The sequence below is a fragment of the Streptomyces sp. MI02-7b genome (assembly GCF_033793585.1).
GTDB lineage: Bacteria > Actinomycetota > Actinomycetes > Streptomycetales > Streptomycetaceae > Actinacidiphila.
Genome location: NZ_JARAWX010000004.1, coordinates 224,191 through 245,511, shown reverse-complemented (window position 1 = coordinate 245,511; position 21,321 = coordinate 224,191). Strand labels below are relative to the sequence as shown.

The window sequence follows — 21,321 nt, the reverse complement described above, 5'->3', positions numbered from 1 at the left end:
CACGGCCGTGAACGGCTCCGGGCGGCCCAGCGCATGACCCGGCAGCGGTGATGTATTAGAGTTATCTCGACATCGAGATATCTGCCGAGGCGCACCGCTGCCGCCACAGGTAAGGCTCACCTTACTTAGTCCTACCTTAGCGGATCGGCCTGAGGCCGTAGCGGCAGCATTGCGGTGGTACGCGCAAAGTTACGAAGGAGACTGTCGTGTCGGCGAACAGCTTCGACGCCCGCAGCACCCTGCAGGTGGGCGACGAGTCGTACGAAATCTTCCGGCTGGACAAGGTCGAGGGCTCCGCGCGCCTCCCTTACAGCCTGAAGGTGCTGCTGGAGAACCTGCTCCGCACCGAGGACGGCGCGAACATCACGGCCGACCACATCCGCGCGCTCGGCGGCTGGGACTCCCAGGCGCAGCCGAGCCAGGAGATCCAGTTCACGCCGGCCCGTGTGATCATGCAGGACTTCACGGGTGTGCCGTGCGTGGTCGACCTCGCCACCATGCGCGAGGCCGTGAAGGAACTGGGCGGCGACCCGTCCCGCATCAACCCGCTGGCGCCCGCCGAGCTGGTCATCGACCACTCCGTGATCGCCGACAAGTTCGGTACTCCGGAGTCCTTCTCGCAGAACGTGGAGCTGGAGTACGGCCGCAACAAGGAGCGCTACCAGTTCCTGCGCTGGGGCCAGACCGCGTTCGACGAGTTCAAGGTCGTCCCGCCGGGCACCGGCATCGTCCACCAGGTCAACATCGAGCACCTGGCCCGCACGATCATGGTCCGGGGCGGCCAGGCCTACCCCGACACGCTGGTCGGCACCGACTCGCACACCACCATGGTCAACGGCCTCGGCGTCCTCGGCTGGGGCGTCGGCGGCATCGAGGCCGAGGCCGCGATGCTCGGCCAGCCGGTCTCCATGCTGATCCCGCGCGTCGTCGGCTTCAAGCTGACCGGCGAGCTGCCCACCGGCACCACCGCGACCGACCTGGTGCTGACCATCACCGAGATGCTGCGCAAGCACGGGGTCGTCGGCAAGTTCGTCGAGTTCTACGGCGAGGGCGTCTCCGCCACCTCGCTGGCCAACCGCGCCACGATCGGCAACATGTCGCCGGAGTTCGGCTCCACCGCGGCGATCTTCCCGATCGATGCAGAAACCATTAACTACCTGAAGCTGACGGGCCGTTCGGAGCAGCAGCTCGCCCTTGTCGAGGCGTACGCCAAGGAGCAGGGTCTGTGGCTGGACCCGGCCGCCGAGCCGGACTTCTCCGAGAAGCTGGAGCTCGACCTCTCCACGGTCGTCCCCTCCATCGCCGGCCCGAAGCGCCCGCAGGACCGCATCGTCCTGGCGAGCGCCGCCGAGCAGTTCAAGAGCGACGTCCGCAACTACGTGGACACCGCGGACGAGTCGGGCAAGGAGTCCTTCCCGGCCTCCGACTCCCCGGCCGCCGCCAACGGCGTGCCGTCCCGCCCGACCCTGGTCACGGCGCCCGACGGGTCCACGTACGAGATCGACCACGGCGCCGTCACCGTCGCCGCGATCACCTCCTGCACCAACACCTCGAACCCGTACGTCATGGTCGCCGCCGCACTGGTGGCCAAGAAGGCGGTCGAGAAGGGCCTCAGCCGCAAGCCGTGGGTCAAGACCACGCTGGCCCCGGGCTCCAAGGTCGTCATGGACTACTACGACCGTGCCGGCCTCACCCCGTACCTCGACAAGATGGGCTTCAACCTCGTCGGGTACGGCTGCACCACCTGCATCGGCAACTCCGGCCCGCTGCCGGACGAGGTCTCCAAGGCCGTCAACGAGCACGACCTGGCGGTCACTTCGGTGCTCTCCGGCAACCGCAACTTCGAGGGCCGGATCAACCCGGACGTCAAGATGAACTACCTGGCGTCCCCGCCGCTGGTCGTCGCGTACGCCATCGCCGGCTCGATGAAGGTGGACATCACCAAGGACGCCATCGGCACGGACACCGAGGGCAAGCCGGTGTACCTGCAGGACATCTGGCCGTCCGAGCAGGAGGTCAACGAGGTCGTCGCCTCCGCGATCGGCCAGGACATGTTCAGCACGTCCTACCAGGACGTCTTCGCCGGCGACGCCCAGTGGCAGTCGCTGCCGATCCCGACCGGCAACACCTTCGAGTGGGACCCGCAGTCGACCTACGTCCGCAAGCCCCCGTACTTCGAGGGCATGAAGCACGAGCCGGACCCGGTCACCGACATCACCGGTGCCCGTGTGCTGGCCAAGCTGGGCGACTCGGTCACCACCGACCACATCTCCCCGGCCGGCGCGATCAAGGCCGACACCCCGGCCGGCAAGTACCTCACCGAGCACGGTGTGGAGCGCCGCGACTTCAACTCCTACGGCTCCCGCCGCGGCAACCACGAGGTCATGATCCGCGGCACCTTCGCCAACATCCGCCTGCGCAACCAGATCGCGCCGGGCACCGAGGGCGGCTACACCCGCGACTTCACGCAGGAGGGCGCCCCGGTCGCCTTCATCTACGACGCGTCGCAGAACTACCAGGCGGCCGGCACCCCGCTGGTCGTCCTGGCGGGCAAGGAGTACGGCTCCGGCTCCTCCCGCGACTGGGCCGCCAAGGGCACCGCGCTGCTCGGCGTCAAGGCCGTCATCGCCGAGTCCTACGAGCGCATCCACCGCTCGAACCTGATCGGCATGGGGGTCCTGCCGCTGCAGTTCCCCGAGGGCGCCACGGCGGCCTCGCTGGGCCTGACCGGTGAGGAGACCTTCTCCTTCACCGGTGTCACCGAGCTCAACGAGGGCACCACGCCGCGCACTGTCAAGGTCAGCACCGACACCGGCGTCGAGTTCGACGCCGTGGTCCGGATCGACACCCCCGGCGAGGCGGACTACTACCGCAACGGCGGCATCATGCAGTACGTCCTGCGTTCGCTCATCCGCAAGTAAGGATCAAGGCGCTCGCAAGGCCGCAGCGGGCCCGCACCCCGGCAGGGGGTGCGGGCCCGCTCGCGTTACCGCGAGGTCTCAACTAGGGAAAGCTGTCTGCCAAAAGCGCGTATGACCTTGCCCACTTCGCGGGAAGTGGACTATACCTGTGCGCGTCCAGGGGGCCCGCCAACACGGGCTCGCGCGGGGGGAACGGCGGGTGTGTGGCCCGTGCACGGAAACAACTCCGCACTGCCTGGGTCCTGGAGAAGGTGAGGACTTGAGCATGGGATCCGACGTCAACCGGCGCGATCTGATCAAGCGGGCAGCGGCCGTGAGCCTGCTGGCCGCCCCGTCCGCGGGACTGCTGAGCGCGTGCGCGTCCAGCGGTGGCGGCAGCAACGCCCCCGAGAAGGGGGAGAAGTCCAAGGACAATCCGTTCGGCGTGGCCAACGACGCCGCACTCGATGTCGTGATCTTCAAGGGCGGCTACGGCGACGACTACGCCAAGCAGTTCGAGAAGCTCTACCAGAAGAAGTTCTCCGGGGCGAAGATCAGCCACCTGGGCACCCAGGAGATCACCGGCAAGCTCCAGCCCCGCTTCAACGCCGGCAACCCGCCGGACGTCGTGGACGACTCCGGCGCCGCGCAGATCAAGCTGGACGTCCTCTACAAGAGCGGCCAGCTCACCGACCTCACCCCCCTCCTCGACGCCGCTTACATCGACGACCCGACCAAGAAGATCCGCGACGTCCTGCAGCCGGGCACCATCGAGACCGGCACCTTTGACGACGGCAAGATGTACCAGCTCTCCTACATCTACACGGTGTGGGGCCTGTGGTACTCCGGCAAGCTCTTCAAGGAGAAGGGCTGGACCGCGCCGAAGACCTGGGCCGACTTCATGTCGCTGTCCGCGGAGATCAAGAAGGCCGGGATCGCCCCCTTCTGCCACCAGGGCAAGTACCCGTACTACATCAACATCGTGGTCATGGACCTGATCGCCAAGCAGGGCGGTCCCGACCTGGTGAAGCGGATCGACAGCCTCGACCCGACCGTCTGGGACGAGCCGGCCGCGAAGGCGGCCGTCGAGGCCGTCTACGAGATCCCGGACAAGGGCTTCCTGCTGCCGGGCACCAACGGCATGACCCACATCGAGTCGCAGACCGCCTGGAACGAGGGCAAGGCCGCCTTCATCCCCTGCGGTTCGTGGCTGGAGAACGAGCAGCTGAAGGCCACCCCCTCGGACTTCGAGATGACCTTCATGCCGATCCCCTCGCTCGACGGCGACAAGCTGCCCTTCGAGGCGATCCGCGCCGGCGCCGGTGAGCCCTTCATCGTCCCGAAGAAGGCCAAGAACCAGGCCGGCGGCCTGGAGTTCCTGCGCCTGATGCTCACCAAGGAGGGCTCCAGCAAGTTCGCCCAGACCGCGAACTCGCTGACCGTCCTCAAGGACGGCGTCGGCTCCGACGTCGAGCTCCGCCCGGGCACCAAGTCCACCGTGACGGCGCTCAGCGCGGCCGGCAGCAACGTCTTCAACTACAACTACCCCAACACGCAGAGCGCCTTCGACACGGACGTGCAGAACGCCAGCGCCGAGCTGATGGCCAAGCGCATCAAGCCCGCCGACTGGCTCAAGCGGGTCAAGGCGGCGGCCGAGAAGGCCAAGAAGGGCTAACCGTCCACCGGCCCTTGCGCACCGGGGGCCCGATCCCCCCTCATGGACGAGGGGGCGGTCGGGGCCCCGGTGCGATGGTCTATCCGATGGCAGGAGCAGTGCCATGCGATACCGCAAGTACCCCTTCATCGTGGGGTTTCTCTTCTTTCCGCTCGTCCTGTACATCGTCTTCGTGATCTGGCCGTACCTGCAGACCTTCGGCTATTCGCTGACGGACTGGTCGGGTCAGTCCCAGACGATGAACTTCGTCGGTCTGAAGAACTACACGACGCTCTTCAGTGACCACGTCTTCCTGCAGGCACTGCAGCACAATGTGCTGCTCCTGGTGTTCCTGCCGGTGATCACGATCCTGCTGGCGCTGTTCTTCGCCTTCATGCTCAATGTCGGCGGCCGCGGCGGCACGACCGGCGTCCAGGGAGTACGCGGCTCCGCCTTCTACAAGGTGGTGTTCTTCTTTCCCCAGGTGCTCTCGGTCGCCATTCTCGTCGTGCTCTTCCAGGCGATCTACCGCAGTGACGGATCGGGCCTGCTCAACGGCGTGCTGCTCAAGCTGCACCTGGAGGACGCCCAGAATCCGATCGAGTGGCTGAACAGCCCGAACCTGGTGATGTGGTGCCTGCTGGGCGTCCAGATCTGGGCCGGTGTGGGTTTCTACCTGGTGCTCTTCTCAGCGGCGATGCAGTCCATTCCGAAGGACATCTACGAGGCGGCCCTGCTGGACGGCGCGGGCCGTGTGCAGACGTTCTTCAAGGTGACGCTCCCGCTGCTGTGGGACAGCGTGCAGACCGCGTGGGTCTATCTCGCGATCGCCGCGATGGACTTCTTCGCCCTGGCCTCCAACCTCACTCCGGGATCGAATTACGGCGGCGGCCCGGACTACCACGGTGAGGTCATGTCGACCTATCTGATGCGTAACTTCCTCACCTTCGGAAAGAGCGGCTACGCCTGCGCCATGGGCGTCGTCATCCTCTTCCTCACCTTGATCCTTTCCGCTATCACGCTGCGGGCCACCCGCCGCGAGCGCATCGAATTCTGAGCGGGAGGCATCCCATGGCCACTCCCATCAAGCAGCCCACGCCCGTCCCCCTCACCAGCCCTTTGCCGGTGATCGACGGCAGGAAGCCGGACCGCCCGCACTCCGCCGAGGGCGGTACGACGCTCAACGTCTTCTCGCACGGCTTCCTCGTGCTGTGGGGCGTGATGATCCTGCTGCCGCTGGGCTGGATCGTCCTCGGTTCGTTCAAGAACAACAAGGAGATCGGTGCGAGCGCCTGGTCCTGGCCCTCGCACTGGTCCTTCGACGCCTTCTCCCGGGCCTGGGAGAAGGGCATCGGCGAGTTCTTCGTCAACACCGTGATCGTGCTGGTCTTCTCCGTGCCGCTGACGATGCTCCTCGGCGCGATGACGGCGTACGTGCTGGCGCGCTACGAATTCCCGGGCAACCGGGCCATTTACTACCTGTTCGTCGGGGGCGCGATGTTCCCGGTGTACCTCGCCCTGGTGCCGCTGTTCTTCATGGTCAGCAACCTGGGCATGCTCAACACCTACCAGGGCCTGATCCTGGTCTACATCGCGTACTCGCTGCCGTTCACGGTCTTCTTCATGCACTCGTTCTTCCGGACGCTGCCGACGGCGGTGCACGAGGCGGCGATGATCGACGGCTGCTCGCACTCCCGGGCGTTCTTCCAGGTCATGCTGCCGATGGCCAAGCCGGGCCTGATCAGCGTCGGGATCTTCAACGTCCTCGGCCAGTGGAACCAGTACATCCTGCCGATGACCCTCATGCAGCAGCAGAGCAGCAGCGACCCGGACCGCTCGATGCTCGCCCAGGGCCTGGTGAACCTGGCGCAGCAGCAGGGCTACTCCGGCGACTACCCGGCGCTCTTCGCCGGCATGACGGTCGCCATGCTGCCCGTGCTGGTGGTCTACCTCAGCTTCCAGCGCCAGGTCCAGGCCGGTCTGACCGCCGGCACCCTGAAGTGACCCGGGGCACACCGAAGTGACCTGAAGTAATCGGGCAGGCGCGCTGCGCAGCCGATCCGCCCGAAACGGAGGCGGCCTCGTCACATGACGGGGCCGCTTCCGCAGTTTTCGGGCATTCCGGCAGCTCTGTTGTTCTCCCCCTTGACGGGAAGTAGGCCCAAAGGCTCAAGTTAGAGTTCACATGTTGTAGACGACGGGGTCTCATCGGTGCGGTCCCGTCCGGTCGTCGGGAGTGGGATGGTCGTGGAGACTCCGGGATCGCAGTCGTCGCTGCACCGGGCCAACCTGGAGCGAGTGGTCCGGGCCGTGCGCCTGGCGGGCTCGCTGACGCAGGCGGAGATCGCCCGGTCGACGGGGCTGTCCGCGGCAACGGTCTCCAACATCGTTCGTGAACTGAGGGACAGCGGGACGGTTCAGGTCACGCCCACCTCCTCGGGCGGCAGGCGGGCGCGCGCGGTCACCCTGTCCGGGGACGCGGGCATCGTCGTCGGCGTCGACTTCGGGCACTCGCACCTGCGCGTGGCCGTCGGCAACCTCGCCCACCAGGTGCTGGCCGAGCAGTCCGAGCCGTTCGACGTGGACACCTCGGCCTCCGAGGGTTTCGACCGGGCGGAACAGCTGGTGACCCGGCTGATCGAGTCGACCGACGTGGGGACGGACAAGGTGATCGGGGTCGGCCTCGGCGTGCCGGGCCCGATCGACGTGGAGACCGGGACGCTGGGCTCCACCGCGATCCTGCCGGGCTGGGGCGGTCTCAACCCCCGCCAGGAGCTCGCCGAGCGGCTGGGCATGCCGGTCCAGGTGGACAACGACGCCAACCTCGGCGCGCTGGGCGAACTGGTCTGGGGCAGCGGGCGGGGGGTCAAGGACCTCGCCTACATCAAGGTGGCCAGTGGTGTCGGCGCCGGACTGGTGATGGACGGCCGGATCTACCGGGGTCCGGGGGGCACCGCGGGCGAGATAGGTCACATCACGCTGGACGAGTCGGGCCCGGTCTGCCGCTGCGGCAACCGCGGTTGCCTGGAGACCTTCACCGCCGCCCGGTACGTCCTGGAACTGCTGCGCGGCAGTCACGGACCGGACCTCACCCTGGCGCGGATGGTGCAACTGGCCCGTGAGGGCGACCCGGGCTGCCGCCGCGTCATCGGTGACGTGGGCCGGCACGTGGGCATGGGGGTGGCCAGTCTGGCCAACCTCCTGAACCCCAGCCGCGTCGTGTTGGGCGGCGACCTGGCCGAGGCCGGTGAGCTGGTCCTGGGGCCCATAAGGGAGTCTGTGGCCAGGTACGCGATCCCCAGTGCCGCCCGCCGTCTGTCCGTCGTCTCGGGGGCACTTGGGGGCCGCGCGGAGGTGCTCGGGGCGCTGGCCCTGGCGCTCAGCGAGGTCGGAGATTCGTCCCTTTTGGATGCTTCTGCACCCCTCGTAGCGGGCGTGTCCTAGGGATCACGCTGCGTTCATCTACATAACGAAACGCACCGTTGCCATCTCGTTAAGTATTAACTTCTTGACGTCAAGTCTGTTGCCGAGTTGACTCACGACCACCTCGGCCGCAGTGTTGCGGCCCAGTCAGGGAGGCAACCCCACATGAACGCAATGATGCGGCGCGTCGTGATCGGCACCGCGGCTGTTTCCATGGCCCTTTCCGTGGCCGCCTGCGGCAAGGCCGGCGACGACAAGAAGGACGACGCGAGCGGCAGCAGCAGCTCCGGTGGCTCCAAGACCATTGGTCTGCTGCTCCCCGACAGCGTCACCGCGCGGTACGACAAGTTCGACCACCCGCTCTTCGAGGCGAAGGTCAAGGAGCTGTGCGCGGACTGTGACGTGCAGTACGCCAACGCCGCGGGCGACGCTGCCAAGCAGGCGCAGCAGGTGAGCACCATGATCACCAAGGGCGTCAAGGTCATCGTGATCAGCTCGCAGGACGCTGCGGCCATCAAGTCCTCCGTGCAGGCGGCCGTGGACAAGGGCATCAAGGTCGTGGCCTACGACCGTCTCGCCCAGGGTCCGGTCTCCGCCTACGTCTCGTTCGACAACGAGAAGGTCGGCGAGCAGCAGGGCCAGGCGCTGCTCGACGCGCTGGGCTCCAAGGCCACGCCGTCGGCCAACGTTGTCATGATCAACGGTGACGACGCCGACCCGAACGCCGCGCTGTTCAAGCAGGGCGCCCACAAGATCCTCAACGGCAAGGTCAAGATTGCCTACGAGCAGAGCGGTCTGTGGAAGGACACCGTCGCCAACCAGAAGATGACGGCGGCCATCACGCAGCTCGGTGCCAAGAAGATCGTCGGCGTCTACGCCGCGAACGACGGCATGGCCGGCGGTATCGCCACCGCCCTCAAGGGCGCCGGCATCAGCGGCATCCCGCTGACCGGTCAGGACGCCGAACTCGCGGGCATCCAGCGCATCATCGCGGGCACGCAGTCCAGCACGGTCTACAAGCCGTTCAAGCCGGAGGCCGACGCGGCTGCCCAGCTCGCGGTCAACCTGCTCGAGGGCAAGGCCATCGACTCGCTCGCCACGACCACGCTGACCAGCGGCTCCGGCGACAAGGTCCCGTCGCAGCTGGTGCCTTCGATCTCCGTGACCAAGGCGAACGTGAAGGACACGGTCATCAAGGACGGCCTCTACAGCGCCTCCGAGATCTGCACCGCCGAGTTCGCCAAGGCCTGCAAGGCCGCCGGCATCCAGTAACACGGCAAGGTCCTCCCACCGGAGGCCGCCGCACAGACCTGTCCGGTGCCCGCCCGTCCACAGACCCCGCTGACGGGCGGGCGCCGGACAGACACTCTGTTGTCATCATGTAAGGCAGTGCAACTCGCACAAAACTCCGCGCCAGTCCAAGCGCGGCATCCCCGCCGGTCAGGCGGCGAAGGAGATGGTTCACGTGTCCGCTACGCCCGTGCTGGCGTTGCGCGGAGCCTCCAAGCGATTCGGTGCGGTCCAGGCACTCACCGATGTCGACCTGGAGGTTCACGCCGGAGAGGTCGTCGCGCTCGTCGGCGACAACGGCGCAGGTAAGTCAACCCTGGTGAAGACGATCGCCGGTGTGCACCCCATCGATGAGGGCGTCATCGAGTGGGAAGGCAAGCCGGTCAGCATCAACCGGCCGCACGACGCCCAGGGTCTGGGCATCGCGACGGTCTACCAGGACCTCGCGCTCTGCGACAACCTGGACGTCGTCGCCAACCTGTACCTCGGCCGGGAGCTGCGGCGCGCCGGTGTGATCGACGAGGTCACGATGGAGAAGCGTTCGCGGGAGCTGCTCAGCACCCTGTCGATCCGCATCCCCAGCGTCCGCATCCCGATCGCGGCCCTGTCGGGTGGTCAGCGGCAGGTCGTCGCCATCGCCCGCGCGCTGATCGGTGACCCCAAGCTGGTGATCCTCGACGAGCCCACCGCCGCCCTCGGTGTGGAGCAGACCGCCCAGGTCCTCGACCTGGTCGAGCGGCTGCGCCAGCGCGGCCTCGCCGTCATCCTCATCAGCCACAACATGGTCGACGTCAAGGCTGTCGCCGACCGCGTCGCCGTGCTGCGTCTCGGCCGCAACAACGGCGTCTTCGACGTCAAGAGCACGTCCCAGGAAGAAATCATCTCCGCCATCACGGGTGCCACGGACAACGCCGTGACCCGCCGTCAGGCGCGGCGCACGGAGGTTGCGAAGTGAGCGACACGTCGAAGACCGTCAAGCCGGAGAACGAGACGGTGGCGTCGGTCGAGGACCCGTCCTCGGCGGCCGTGCCCGTCGTCGACCCGCGACTGCTGGTCCGCGAGGAAGGCTTCAAGGGCTACCTCACGGAGTTCAAGCGCAAGGTGCGCGGCGGTGAACTGGGCTCGCTCCCGGTCATCATCGGCCTGATCATCATCTGGACCATCTTCCAGACCCAGTCCAGCCAGTTCCTCACCGCGGGCAACCTGGCCAACATCGGCTTCTTCCTGGCCGCCACGGGCATGCTCGCCATCGGCCTGGTCTTCGTGCTGCTGCTCGGCGAGATCGACCTTTCGGTGGGCTCGGTCAGCGGTCTGGCCTCGGCGCTCTTCGCCATCTTCGTGACCAAGCACGGGATGAACCCCTGGCTCGCCCTGCTGCTCACCATCGTGACCGGCGTCCTCATCGGTTCGCTGCACGGCTGGTTCTTCGCGAAGATCGGCGTCCCCGCCTTCGTCGTCACCCTCGCCGGTTTCCTCGGCTGGAACGGCCTGATGCTGCAGCTGCTCGGCGACAGCGGAAGCCTCTCCATCCCGGACGACGGCCCGCTGCACATCCTGGGCCAGCGCTCCTTCTTCCTGGACCAGGACGTCGCCGGTGCCTACCTGCTGGCCGGCCTCGGCACCGTGGCCATGCTCGCGGGTTCGCTGATCGACCAGCGCCGCCGTCGCTCGGCCGAGGTCCCGTACCGGCCCACCAGTGAGATCGCGCTGCGCGTCGGTGCCCTCGCGGTGGTGGCCTTCGTCGCCGCGTACGTGCTGAACCAGGCGAGCGGTGTGCCCAACGCCCTGGTGGTCTTCCTGGCGGCCCTGGTCATCACCGACTTCGTGCTGCGCCGCACCTCCTACGGCCGCAAGGTCTTCGCGGTCGGCGGCGGCATCGAGGCGGCCCGCCGTGCGGGTATCAACGTCGCCCTGGTCCGCATCTCGGTGTTCGCCATCGCCGGCGGTTTCGCGGCGCTCGGCGGTATGTTCTTCGCCGCCCAGACCTACACCGCGACGCTGGGCGCCGGTGGCGGCAACGTGCTGATGCTGGCCATCGCGGCCGCGGTCATCGGCGGTACCAGCCTCTTCGGCGGTCGCGGCAACGTGTGGTCCGCGCTGCTCGGCATGCTGGTCATCCAGTCCATCCAGACCGGCCTGGACCTGCTCAACATGAACACCGCACTGCAGTACATGATCACCGCGGCGGTTCTGCTCGCGGCCGTGGTCATCGACTCGGTGTCCCGCCGGAGCCAGAAGGCGGCCGGCCGCGGCTAGTCCGCACCGCACACCAGTGGCGTGACGTGCCCGGCGCAGGGAAGATCATCCCAGCGCCGGGCACAGGTGTGTGCGGGGCCCGGAACACGACCACATACACTCGGGAAACCCGGCAAGCGACAGCAAGGAGGCACGGGTGGCGCTGCTGACTCGTATCAAGGGACCGCGCGACCTCGACCGGCTCGCGCCAGAACAGCTGGTGGAGCTGGCCGGCGAGATCCGTACCTTCCTGGTCGACGAGGTCTCCAAGACCGGCGGGCACCTGGGCCCGAACCTGGGTGTGGTCGAGCTGACCCTGGCCCTGCACCGGGTCTTCGACTCGCCCAAGGACAAGGTGCTGTGGGACACCGGGCACCAGAGCTACGTCCACAAGCTGCTCACGGGGCGTCAGGACTTCACGAAGCTCAAGGGCAAGGGCGGTCTGTCCGGCTACCCGTCGCGCGCCGAGTCCGAGCACGACGTCATCGAGAACAGCCACGCCTCCACGGTGCTCGGCTGGGCCGACGGCCTCGCCAAGGCGAACGAGCTCCTCGGCAAGCGCGACCACACCGTCGCCGTGATCGGTGACGGCGCGCTGACCGGCGGCATGGCCTGGGAGGCGCTGAACAACATCGCCGCCGCGAAGGACCGCCCGCTGGTCATCGTCGTCAACGACAACGAGCGCTCCTACGCGCCGACCATCGGCGGCCTGGCCAACCACCTGGCCACGCTGCGCACCACCGACGGCTACGAGCGCTTCCTGAGCCGTACCAAGGAACTGCTCGAGCGCACGCCGGTCATCGGCCAGCCCCTCTACGAGACGCTGCACGGCGCCAAGAAGGGCTTCAAGGACTTCATCGCGCCCCAGGGCATGTTCGAGGACCTGGGCCTGAAGTACGTCGGCCCCATCGACGGCCACGACATCGCCGCCCTGGAGTCCGCCCTCCAGCGGGCCAAGCGCTTCGGCGGACCGGTCATCGTGCACTGCCTCACCGAGAAGGGCCGCGGTTACACTCCGGCGCTGGAGGACGAGGCCGACCGTTTCCACGCCGTCGGCAAGATCCACCCCGACACCGGTCTCCCGATCGCCGCCTCGGGCGCCGACTGGACCTCCGTGTTCGGTGAGGAGATGGTCAAGCTCGGCAAGGAGCGCAAGGACATCGTCGCCATCACGGCCGCGATGCTGCAGCCGGTGGGCCTGGACAAGTTCGCCAAGGCCTTCCCCGAGCGCGTGTACGACGTGGGTATCGCCGAGCAGCACGCCGCGGTGTCGGCCGCGGGTCTGGCCACCGGTGGCCTGCACCCGGTCGTCGCGGTCTACGCGACGTTCCTCAACCGGGCCTTCGACCAGGTGCTGATGGACGTGGCGCTGCACAAGTGCGGGGTCACCTTCGTCCTGGACCGCGCGGGCATCACCGGCACCGACGGCGCCTCGCACAACGGCATGTGGGACATGTCGATCCTCCAGGTCGTGCCCGGCCTGCGGATCGCCGCCCCGCGCGACGCGGACCAGGTCCGCGCCCAGCTGCGCGAGGCCGTCGAGATCGACGACGCTCCGACCGTGGTGCGCTACTCCAAGGGCGCGGTCGGCCCGGCGGTCAAGGCCGTGGGGCGCGTCGGCGGCATGGACGTGCTGCGCGAGGCCACGCCCAGGACCGACGAAGCGGCGGGGGAGGCGGAGGCGCCGGCGCACGACGTCCTGCTGGTCTCGGTGGGCGCGCTCGCCCCGATGTGCCTGGAGATCGCCGACCTGCTCGACGCCCAGGGCATCACCACCACTGTCGTCGACCCCCGTTGGGTCAAGCCGGTCGACGAGGCGCTGCCGGGCCTGGCCGCCCGCCACCGCGTCGTCGTCACCGTGGAGGACAACGGCCGCGCCGGCGGCGTCGGCTCCGCGGTCTCCCAGGCGCTGCGCGACGCCAACGTGGACGTCCCGCTGCGGGACTTCGGCATCCCGCAGCAGTTCCTGGACCACGCAAGCCGCAAGGAGGTCATGGCCGAGATCGGCCTGACCGCCCCGGACATCGCCCGCCAGGTGACCGGCCTGGTCTCGCGCCTCCAGGGCCGTTACGCCGACGAGCCCACCCCGCAGGTGGCCGGCGACTGACGCAGTACGGGCCGATGGGCCGGGCGGCCACCCTTACGGGTGATCGCCCGGCCCATCTGCGCAGGTGTAGGCGCGCCTGTTCCGGTCACAAGCACCCCCAGGTGTTGTGATGCAGGAACAACTGTGGAGGTGCGCCGGTGGATCTGGGTGATAACGGCGGTTTCGGCGGGCACGGCGAAAAACCTGCCGGGAGGCGACAGAGCGGGATCTTCCGGACCAAATCCGTCGAACAGTCCCTCAGGGACACGGAAGAACCGGAGCACACCCTCAAGAAGTCGCTCTCCGCCCTCGACCTCACGGTCTTCGGTGTCGGCGTCGTCATCGGCACCGGCATCTTCGTGCTCACCGGCAAGGTGGCCAGGGACAACGCGGGCCCCTCGGTGGCCTTCGCCTTCGTCGTCTCCGGCATCGTGTGCGCCCTCGCGGCCCTGTGCTACGCGGAGTTCGCCTCCACTGTGCCGGTCGCCGGGTCCGCGTACACCTTCTCCTTCGCCACTCTCGGCGAACTGCCCGCCTGGATCATCGGGTGGGACCTCGTGCTCGAACTCGCGCTGGGATGCGCGGTGGTGTCGGTCGGCTGGTCCGGCTACATCCGCTCGCTGATGGACAACTGGGGCTGGCAGCTGCCGACCGCCCTGTCCGGCAGCACGGACACCACGTTCCACTTCGACCTGCTGGCCTTCCTGCTGGTCCTCGTGCTGACCGGCATCCTGGTGGCCGGCATGAAGCTGTCGGCCCGCGTGACCTCCGTGATCGTGGCCATCAAGGTGGCCGTGGTGCTCGTCGTCATCGTCGCCGGAGCGTTCTTCGTCAAGGCCGACAACTACAAGCCGTTCATCCCGCCCTCCAAGGAGGTGACCGGGACGGGGGCCGGCCTCGGGGCGCCGCTCATCCAGCTGATGACCGGTTTCCAGCCCGCACAGTTCGGCGTCATGGGCATCTTCACCGCGGCCGCCGTGGTCTTCTTCGCCTACATCGGCTTCGACATCGTCGCCACGGCCGCCGAGGAGACCCGCAACCCCCAGCGGGACGTGCCGCGCGGCATCCTCGGGTCGCTGCTCATCTGCACCATCTTGTACGTCGCGGTCTCCGTCGTCGTCACCGGCATGCAGAAGTACACCGAACTGTCCGTCGACGCCCCGCTCGCCGACGCGTTCAAGTCGGTCGGCCACCCCTTCTGGGCCGGGCTGATCAGCTTCGGCGCCGCGGTCGGCCTGACGACCGTGTGCATGATCCTGCTGCTCGGCCAGAGCCGGGTGTTCTTCGCGATGAGCCGCGACGGCCTGCTGCCGCGCTTCTTCTCCCGCGTCCACCCCAAGGCGGGCACGCCGTACCGCTCGATCCTGCTGCTCGGCAGTGTCGTCGCGGTCGTCGCGGGGTGCACCAGCATCGCGGAACTGGCCGAGCTGGTGAACATCGGCACGCTCTTCGCGTTCATCGTCGTCGCGATCGGCGTGGTCGTGCTCCGCCGCACCCGCCCCGACCTGCCGCGGTCCTTCCGGACCCCGTGGGTGCCGTGGGTGCCGCTGGTGTCGGTGCTGGCCACCTTCTGGCTGATGCTCAACCTGCCCGCCGAGACCTGGCTCCGGTTCGCGATCTGGATGGCGCTGGGCTTCGTCGTGTACTTCGCCTACGGACACCGGCACAGCCGGCTGCGCGGGCCGCAGCCGGACCGCCGCGGGGCGAGCTGACCGCGACCAGGGGTCCCGCGGAGGTGGGGTAGCTTGGGGCGCGTGCCCAGCCGTCCCGAGAACGCCCCTCCCGCCGCGCGGGCACGGGCCTTCCCGGGCGACAGGTTCTGGCTGCCGCTGATCCCGCTGCTGACGGTCCTGGCCGCCCTGGTGCACCTGCCGTCCTTCCTGCGCCCGGTCTGGAACCCCGACGAGGGCTTCCTCGCCACGCAGGCCCGGATGCTGGCCGCCGGCGGGGTCCTGTACGACACCGTCGTCGACCGCAAGCCCCCGCTGCTGCCGTGGCTCTACCAGGGCGCCTTCGCGCTCTTCGGCGACGACTCGCTCTTGCCGCTGCGCTGCGCCGCCGTCGTCGCCCACGTCGTCACGGCAGCGCTGCTGGCCGCCCTCGCCCGTCGCCGCTGGGGCGACCGGTGGGCGGCGGCGGCCGGCGCGGCCTCCGTGCTGCTGTCCGTCGGCCTCGCGCCCGAGGACACCCAGGCGGCCAGCTTCGAGGTCTTCACGCTGCCGTGGACCGCTGCCGCCGTGCTGCTGGCCGACCGGCGACGGTGGGGCATGGCGGGGCTCGCGGTGGCCGGGGCGGCCCTCACCAAGCAGACGGGGGCCGTGGTGCTGCTGCCCGTCGCCTGGTCGCTCTGGCGGGCCGGGCGGCAGGCGCCGTCCTCCACGGGGCTGACGCTGCGCGCGCTCACCCCGTCCTGGGCCGCGGGGCGCGGCGACGGCACGGTGCTGCGGGCGGCGGCCGGCTCCGGCCCCCTGCCGCGCCCGGGCCGCGGTGCCGCCGTGGGGGGCGCCTCCGGCACGTACGCCGCCGGTGCGGGAGGCGGCTGGGGACGGCTGCTGGCGGGATGCGTGCTGCCCGTCGCGGTGGTCGCGGCGGCGACCGGCCCGCGGAACTTCGCCTTCTGGACGGCCACCGGCTCCAGCACCTACATGTCACCGCAGGGCGCCTGGCTCCTCGGCGCGGGGCGCGGGGTCGGCAACGCCGCGATCCTGCTGGCCGCCGGGGCCGGCCTGCTGGTGCCCGCGCTGTGGTGGGCGGCACGACGGCGGCCCTTCGCCGACGCGGACCTGTGGGTGTGGCTCGCGGCGTCGGTCTGCGCGGTCGTCGCGGGCTTCCAGTTCTACGGCCACTACTACCTGCAACTGCTGCCCCCGCTGGTGCTCATCGGCATCGCCGCGGTGCGCCGGCTGCCCTCCGGGGGCCCGGCCCGCCGTGTCGCCGCGGCCTGGACGCTGCTGGCGGCGGCCGCCTTCACCGCCTGGGGACTTCTCGCGCCCCGCGCCGAAGCGGACCACGCCCAGGCGGTCGCGGCGGCGGTCCGTGCCCGCAGCGACCCGCAGGACACCGTCCTGCTGTGGGGCATGCACCCCGAGCAGTACTGGCTCGCCGACCGCGCCCCCGCCGGCCGGTACCTCACCGCGGGCTTCCTCACCAACTTCAGCGGCGGCCGCGGCGGCGCCCGGGTCGGCGCCCGCTACGCCGTCCCCGGCGCATGGCACGTCCTGCGCGAGGAGTTCGCCTCGGCGCGCCCCGCCTTGGTCGTGGACGACTCACGCGGCGCCCCGTACGGGGCCGCCGCCGTCCCCGAGTTCCGCGACCTCCTCGCGCGGGGCGGCTACACCCGGGTGGGGACGGTGGACGGAGCGGTGCTGTACGCGCCCGGCGGCCACGGCTAGAGCCACCACGGACCGCGGGCCGGAACGCGGTGGCATCGCGCCGGTGCGACCGTACGGACCGGCACCCGTGGACACCCGCCGTCCTCCCTGCCCCTGCTGCGGTCCTCGACGCCGAGGACGGGTGACCCGGCACGTGTGCCGTCTGCCCGGTGTGCCACCGGGAGGACGGCCCGGAGCGTCTGCGCCGGCCCTACCGGCGGAGTTGCCCGCATCGCGTCCGGTCGTCGGGAGGGGACGAGGCGGCGCGGAATGTCCGTGCCACGGTGCCTGCGACCAGTACGGAAGGCGATGCGCGCGGCCCGACCGGCGCCCGGTCGATCCGGCCGTTGACGTGTTCGAGGAACGGACGGACGCCGCGCCTCGCCCCCCTGCCCGACGACCGGACGGCGGAGCTGTGCCAGTGGCCGCCGTCCTTCTGGGGGCGCCCCGAGGAGCCGGAGCCCGAAGCGCCGGCACGCGTGGTGATCGGCGTCGGCCCGGTCCGCGACGAGCGCGACGTGCACGCCGTCTTGAAGCGCGAACTCGGCTCCCCCTCGTTCCACGGCATGGACGGGGCCGCATTCCGGGACGCGATCGGCGGCAGCCGCGCTCGACGCCCAACTCGCCCGGTTCGGGCAGACGTCTGCGGGCTTCAGTGCGATCCACGCCCCCGTAGCGCGGGGCTACGCGCGCACCGACCGCGGTCCCGCCACCGCGGCGCCGTGCGCGGTCACGCGCTCGCGCAGTTCGCGGTCGGCCGTGACGACGAGGCAGGGCCGGTCCGGCGGCCGGCGGTCCGCGACGAGCTCCACGATCCGGTCGTCGCCGGGGCCGGGGGCGGCCTCGACCCGGACGCCGGGGACCGAGGCCACGGTCCGGGCCGCGCCCTCCACCACGAGCAGCAGCTCCAGCGGCGGCTCCCGGGCCCAGTCCGGCACGTCCGGCCGCTGCGGGAGTCCTGTCGCCGCGAGGGGGGCGAGGACGTCCCGCAGCCGCTCGGTCGCCCCGCGCCGGTCCCGCCACCAGCCGTCGGGCACCGAGCCCACGACGTTGGCCGCGTCGACCACGATCAGGGGGACGGGAATGCCGTTCACACCCACCAGCCTGGCACAGCGCCCCGGGGAGGCGGCCCCTCCTTCCGCCGGGATGCCCCCCGCCCGCATCCGGGCACCGGGGCCGGTGGTAGAAAGGCCCGGTGAAGCAGACGAAGTCCAAGCTCTTGCGCTCGTACGCCGCGACCGCGGTCGTCCTGGTCGTGGTGTTCGGCGGGTCGGCCGTCATCGGGGCGCACGTGCGCGGTGAGAAGGAGCACACGGCCAAGGCGCCGACGGGTGCCGCCGGTGAGGACGGCCTGGACGTGCCGGTGCGGCCGAGCGTGCTGCCGGTGACGCTGACCGTGTACGAGGACCTGCGCGCCCCGGAGTCCAAGGCGTTCGCCGCCGAGTTCGCGGACACCTTCACGCAGCTGCTCGCCTCGGGGCAGGTCCAGATCGACTACCGCCTGGTGAGGCCCTCCGACACCGTGAACGGCGGCCAGGGCGGCCTTGCCGCGGCCAACGCGGCCGCGTGCGCGCAGGACCAGGGCCGTTTCACGCAGTTCGTGGACGCGCTGTGGGCCGTGCAGCCCGCCGACGTCCAGGACGACGCCCTCAACAACGAGAAGCTGCTCAAGGCCGTCTCGAGGACGACCGGCAGGATCGACGAGGGCAGGTTCGTGCCGTGCCTGGAGGAACGCGACCACTACGCCTGGGTGAAGAAGTCCCAGCGGCAGTTCGCCGAGGCCGGGTTCACCGCGGCGCCGGTCGTGCAGGTCAACGGTGAGACCGTCACCGCCCCGACGGGCGGCGCGGGCGGGCTGACGCCGGCGCGGCTGCGCGGTCTGGTGAAGAAGGCCGTGGCCCTGGCGGTCCGTCAGGCCGTGAGCCCCAGTCCGAGTTCGTCGCCGAGCCCGACGGACGGTGCGACCGCAGGCAGCACGCCGACGGGCACCCCGTCGGCCACCGCCACGGACACCGCGGGCATCGGGGCGGATCCGTCCGCGACGACGGGCGAGAGCGTCACTCCGGTCGGCTGATCGCGCGCACTCTTACCCCATTTCGCAGCTTTTCCTATGAAATGGGGTAAGGGGGGCATGTGGCATCCGATTCAGAGGAGTGGTGCGCATGTCCACGCCGGTGTTCGTCGACGTCGAGCCGCGGCCCGGCTGCGGGTGCGAGGACTGCGCCCGCGCACGGTTGATCGAGGTGACGGCGCGCAGGTCACGGGGGTCATCCATGGGCCCGCGGGCGGCACCTGTGGCGGTGGCGGTGGTGGCCGCCGCGGGCGCGGTCGCCGCGGTCCCCGGCGTCACCGTCGCGGCCCCGGCACCCGGGAACCGCGTCGAGGCGGGGCACGAACTCGCCGCCGCTCCGCAGCGCCTGTCGGGCAATGAGATCCTGGACCGGGCCCAGACCTGGGTGGACGCCGAAGTCCCGTACCGGATGGACGAGTACTGGAGCGACGGCTACCGGCAGGACTGCTCCGGCTTCGTCTCGATGGCCTGGGGCCTGAACCGCAGCGAGTGGACCGGCAGTCTGCCCCGCTTCGCCTACCGCATCGGCGTCGACGATCTCGAGCCCGGCGACATCCTGCTCTACCAGAGCCGCAGGAGCCCCCACGGCGGCTCTCACGTGCGGATCTTCGCCGGCTGGGCGGACGACGAGCACACCGCCTACAACGCCTATGAGCAGGCTCCGCCGCACGCCCAGATGTCCGAGATCCCGCTGCCGCCGGACTCCGGCTACCGGCCCTACCGCTACAAGTACCTGAGCGACGGCGGGGACTCCGGCGGCGACCTGTTCGACGACTTCCCCGGGAGCTGGTCGTTCGGCGCCGGAAGCTCCAACCGCAACGTCACCCGGCTCGGCCGGATGCTGCGGACGCGCGGCGGCGGTCCGTACTACCGCTCCGGGCCCGGCCCCCGCTGGGGCGCGGCGGACCAGCGCGCCACCCGCGCCTTCCAGCGGGCGCAGGGCTGGAAGGGACCGGCCGCCAACGGCATCCCCGGCCCGACGACATGGCGCTACCTCGTCGACGGCAAGGGGGCGAACATCGGGCAGGGACCGGCGGCCCCGGCGGACCCCGCGGCCCCCGGCAGCACGGCCCCGGCTCCCGCCGGCACGGCGGCAGGCGCCGCCCCCACCGCCTACCCCGGACCCGGGACCTTCCGCCCCGGACAGTCCGACCCCCGCGTCCTGCTGCTGGGCCGGCAACTGGTCGCCAAGGGCTTCGGCAGGTACTACCGGTCCGGCCCGGGCCCCCGCTGGGGGGAGGCCGACCGGCGCGCCGTCGAGGCGTTCCAGCGCGCACAGGGATGGTCGGGCCGTGAGGCCGACGGCCATCCCGGACCCGAGACCTGGAGGCGACTGTTCTCGTGACCACCACCGACACGACGCCGTTCCCCGCGGTGAACCCCCCGGTGCCGCTGATCCCGGCGCCGTCCCCCACGCCGCACCTCTCCCCGGCCGGGTTCCCCCCGCCGAGCACGGACACCGAGGGCGCGGAGCGCCCGGGACGCTGCCTGCCGGGTGTTCCGGCGCTGGCCGTCGCCTGCGCCGCGGCGATCGCGGCGGCGGTCGTGCCGCTGCGCTTCGGCGGAGACCCGCACTCGCTGGGCTACGTGGCGACCGTCCTCCTCGCGGCACTCGCCGCCTTCGCCGCGCTCGGCCTGGCGCGCGGCCGCTCCGGCTCCGTGTGGGTGCTCACCCGGCACGGCGCCTACCGCGGCACCGTACGCCGCACCGGGCTGCTGTGGATGAACCCGCTGCTGCCGCGGCGGCGGGTGGACACCACCGTCCGGCACTGGCGCGGCAGCCCCGTGGAGGCCACCGACGCGGCCGGTACGCCGGTGCTCGTCACCGTCCTGCTGGTGTGGCGGGTGCGCGACACCGCCCGTGCCTGCTTCGCCGTAGAGGACCACGTACGCTTCCTGCGCGAGCAGACCGAGGCCGCCGTCACCCGCTGCGCGTCCCGGCTGCCCGCCGACGACTTCCGCGGCACCGGCCCCACCCTGCGCGACGTGGACATCCTCGCCGAGGAGCTCACCCGCGTGCTCGCGCGCGACCTGCGCCCCGCGGGCGTCGAGGTCTTCTCCGCACAGCCCGTGCGCGTCGCCTACGCGCCCTCCGTCGAGCCCGCGATGCAGCGGGCCCGGCTGGCGGCCCTGGACGCCCGGCACCGCCGCGCCGTCCTGGAGGACGTGCTGACGGCCGTGGACGACACCGTGCGCGGTCTCACCGAGCGCGGCCTGGTGGAGCTCGACGACTACGAACGCCGGGCCCTGGTGCGGGATCTGACGGTCGCGTACGCGAAGTAGCCGGCCGC

At 70.2% G+C, this 21,321-nt stretch carries 15 protein-coding genes; 14 read left to right on the top strand and 1 reads right to left on the bottom strand.

Translation table 11 applies throughout. The features are described from left to right. Window positions 1-206 precede the first annotated feature (206 nt). From acnA to PV364_RS08005, 11 genes are all read left to right on the top strand, one after another. On the top strand, window positions 207-2,921 hold the full coding sequence (gene acnA / locus PV364_RS08055; RefSeq protein ID WP_319659034.1) for an aconitate hydratase AcnA: 2,715 nt from the start codon (window positions 207-209) through the stop codon (window positions 2,919-2,921). A 265-nt stretch (window positions 2,922-3,186) separates the two neighbouring features. After that, window positions 3,187-4,575, top strand: coding sequence for an N-acetylglucosamine/diacetylchitobiose ABC transporter substrate-binding protein (ngcE, locus tag PV364_RS08050; RefSeq protein WP_319659247.1), 1,389 nt, complete (start codon window positions 3,187-3,189; stop codon window positions 4,573-4,575). A gap of 103 nt (window positions 4,576-4,678) precedes the next feature. Beyond that, a complete protein-coding gene (locus tag PV364_RS08045; RefSeq protein WP_319659033.1) occupies window positions 4,679-5,611 on the top strand; it encodes a sugar ABC transporter permease in 933 nt (310 codons plus the stop codon). A gap of 14 nt (window positions 5,612-5,625) precedes the next feature. After that, entirely contained in the window at window positions 5,626-6,558 is a 933-nt protein-coding gene (locus PV364_RS08040; RefSeq protein ID WP_319659032.1) for a carbohydrate ABC transporter permease, read from the top strand. A gap of 243 nt (window positions 6,559-6,801) precedes the next feature. Continuing rightward, entirely contained in the window at window positions 6,802-7,998 is a 1,197-nt protein-coding gene (locus PV364_RS08035; protein WP_319659031.1) for an ROK family transcriptional regulator, read from the top strand. A gap of 144 nt (window positions 7,999-8,142) precedes the next feature. Further along, entirely contained in the window at window positions 8,143-9,249 is a 1,107-nt protein-coding gene (locus PV364_RS08030) for a sugar ABC transporter substrate-binding protein (RefSeq protein WP_319659030.1), read from the top strand. A 184-nt stretch (window positions 9,250-9,433) separates the two neighbouring features. After that, window positions 9,434-10,222 carry an ATP-binding cassette domain-containing protein gene (locus PV364_RS08025; RefSeq protein WP_319659029.1) on the top strand — a complete coding sequence of 263 codons (789 nt, stop codon included), beginning with the start codon at window positions 9,434-9,436 and terminating at the stop codon, window positions 10,220-10,222. After that, window positions 10,219-11,523 (top strand): ABC transporter permease subunit, encoded by a 1,305-nt coding sequence (locus PV364_RS08020; RefSeq protein ID WP_319659028.1) that lies wholly within the window; start codon window positions 10,219-10,221, stop codon window positions 11,521-11,523. The genes PV364_RS08025 and PV364_RS08020 overlap by 4 nt, the downstream gene beginning before the upstream one ends. Window positions 11,524-11,659: 136 nt before the next feature. Next, entirely contained in the window at window positions 11,660-13,609 is a 1,950-nt protein-coding gene (gene dxs, locus PV364_RS08015) for a 1-deoxy-D-xylulose-5-phosphate synthase (protein WP_319659027.1), read from the top strand. Between the two features lie 143 nt (window positions 13,610-13,752). Further along, the gene (locus PV364_RS08010) at window positions 13,753-15,300 is read left to right on the top strand and encodes an amino acid permease (RefSeq protein ID WP_401975242.1); all 1,548 of its coding nucleotides are present in this window, start codon (window positions 13,753-13,755) and stop codon (window positions 15,298-15,300) included. 42 nt (window positions 15,301-15,342) lie between these two features. Then, window positions 15,343-16,980, top strand: a complete 1,638-nt coding sequence (locus PV364_RS08005; protein ID WP_319659026.1) for a glycosyltransferase family 39 protein — start codon at window positions 15,343-15,345, stop codon at window positions 16,978-16,980. Window positions 16,981-17,642: 662 nt separating this feature from the next. Here the strand turns inward: PV364_RS08005 and PV364_RS08000 are convergent. Beyond that, complete coding sequence (locus tag PV364_RS08000) at window positions 17,643-18,062, bottom strand: NTP pyrophosphohydrolase (protein WP_415924535.1); 420 nt, start codon at window positions 18,060-18,062, stop codon at window positions 17,643-17,645. Window positions 18,063-18,154: 92 nt separating this feature from the next. On the opposite strand from PV364_RS08000, the gene PV364_RS07995 reads away from it, so the two are divergent. The 3 genes from PV364_RS07995 to PV364_RS07985 all read left to right on the top strand — a co-directional run bounded on the left by PV364_RS07995 (window position 18,155) and on the right by PV364_RS07985 (window position 21,313). Beyond that, entirely contained in the window at window positions 18,155-19,033 is an 879-nt protein-coding gene (locus tag PV364_RS07995; protein ID WP_319659024.1) for a DsbA family protein, read from the top strand. Between the two features lie 88 nt (window positions 19,034-19,121). Further along, the gene (locus PV364_RS07990; protein ID WP_319659023.1) at window positions 19,122-20,375 is read left to right on the top strand and encodes a peptidoglycan-binding protein; all 1,254 of its coding nucleotides are present in this window, start codon (window positions 19,122-19,124) and stop codon (window positions 20,373-20,375) included. Continuing rightward, window positions 20,372-21,313: an SPFH domain-containing protein gene (locus tag PV364_RS07985; protein ID WP_319659022.1), complete on the top strand. Its 942-nt coding sequence runs from the start codon at window positions 20,372-20,374 to the stop codon at window positions 21,311-21,313. The genes PV364_RS07990 and PV364_RS07985 overlap by 4 nt, the downstream gene beginning before the upstream one ends. Window positions 21,314-21,321 lie beyond the last annotated feature (8 nt).